Raw genomic sequence first — 1448 nt, 5'->3', positions numbered from 1 at the left:
TACTTAAAGTACGTGAGCACCGGAAGCGCAGGAAACTGCCGTCCGCAGGCCAGCCTCATCCGAATACCGGCTTGGCCTACAGGGGCACCACCTTGCCTTCGGCCAGCGTCACCCGCCGGTCCATGCGCGAAGCCAGCTCGTGGTTGTGGGTGACGATCAGCGCCGCCAGCCCCGATTGCCGGACCAGCGCTTCGAGCGCATCGAAGACATAGGAGGCGGTCGTCGGATCGAGATTGCCGGTCGGCTCGTCGGCCAGGAGCACCAGCGGTGCGTTGGCGACCGCGCGGGCAATGGCGACACGCTGCTGCTCGCCGCCGGAAAGCTCGGCCGGCCGGTGCTGCGCGCGCTTGCCGATCTGCATGTAATCCAGAAGCTGTGCCGCCCGCTCCGACGCCTCCTTGGGAGGAAGCCCCTTGATCAGCTGCGGCATCATGATGTTCTCGAGCGCCGAGAATTCCGGCAGCAGATGATGGAACTGGTAGACGAAGCCGATATCGTTGCGGCGGATCGCGGTTCGCTCTTCGTCGGAGAGGCGGCCACAGGCGCGGCCGGCGAGGATCACGTCGCCAGCATCGGGCCGCTCCAGCAGTCCCGCCGTATGCAGCAAAGTCGACTTGCCGGAACCCGATGGCGCCACCAGCGCCACCATCTCGCCGCGCCTCAGCGAAAAGTCGGCGCCGTTCAGAATGGTGAGCTTGCGCGGCCCCTGGACGTAGTGCCGCTCGACGCCCTTCAGCTCGATAATGGCTTCGGCCATCACTCGTACCTCAAGGCTTCGACCGGATCGAGCCGGGCGGCCCGCCAAGCCGGAAACACCGTCGCAATGAAGGACAGGCCCAGCGCCATAATGACGACATAGGTCGTCTCGCGCGGGTCCATCTTCGCCGGCAGCTGGCTGAGGAAATAGAGCTCGGGGTTGAACAGTATCCTGCCGGTCATCCACGAGAAGAACTGGCGGATCGATTCGATGTTGATGCAGATGACGACGCCGAGCAGCACGCCGGCGAGCGTGCCGGTGACGCCGATCGCCGCCCCGGTCATCAGGAAGATGCGCAGGATCGCGCCGCGCGAGGCGCCCATGGTGCGCAGGATGGCGATGTCGTGGCCCTTGTCCTTCACCAGCATGATGAGGCCCGAAATGATATTGAGCGCCGCCACCAGCACGATCAGCGTGAGAATCATGAACATGACGTTGCGCTCGACCTGCAGCGCCGAGAAGAAGGTCTCGTTGCGCTGGCGCCAGTCGACGAGATCGACCGGCCGCTGCGCCGCCTGCTCGACCAGCGGCTTCAGCGCATCGACATTGTCGGGATTGTCGACATAGATCTCGATGGTCTGCGCGCGCCCGTCCATGTTGAAATAGAGCTGCGCTTCCGAAAACGGCATGTAGACGATCGAGCTGTCATATTCCGACATGCCGACCTCGAAGATCGCGGCCACCTTGTAGC

The 1448-nt window shown here is 64.1% G+C and carries 2 protein-coding genes; both read right to left on the bottom strand.

Annotated elements, in window-relative coordinates; all coding sequences use genetic code 11:
* Positions 1–76 precede the first annotated feature (76 nt).
* Positions 77–760 (bottom strand): ABC transporter ATP-binding protein, encoded by a 684-nt coding sequence (locus EOA24_RS37805; protein WP_189343105.1) that lies wholly within the window; start codon positions 758–760, stop codon positions 77–79.
* A partial coding sequence (locus tag EOA24_RS37800) for an FtsX-like permease family protein (protein WP_127410813.1) occupies positions 757–1448 on the bottom strand: 692 nt, incomplete at its 5' end. The genes EOA24_RS37800 and EOA24_RS37805, both read right to left, overlap by 4 nt.

This window comes from Mesorhizobium sp. M2A.F.Ca.ET.039.01.1.1, assembly GCF_003998035.1.
Lineage (GTDB): Bacteria > Pseudomonadota > Alphaproteobacteria > Rhizobiales > Rhizobiaceae > Mesorhizobium.
Note: the sequence above shows the minus strand (reverse complement) of the source record. Positions and strands in the feature narration are given on the sequence as shown.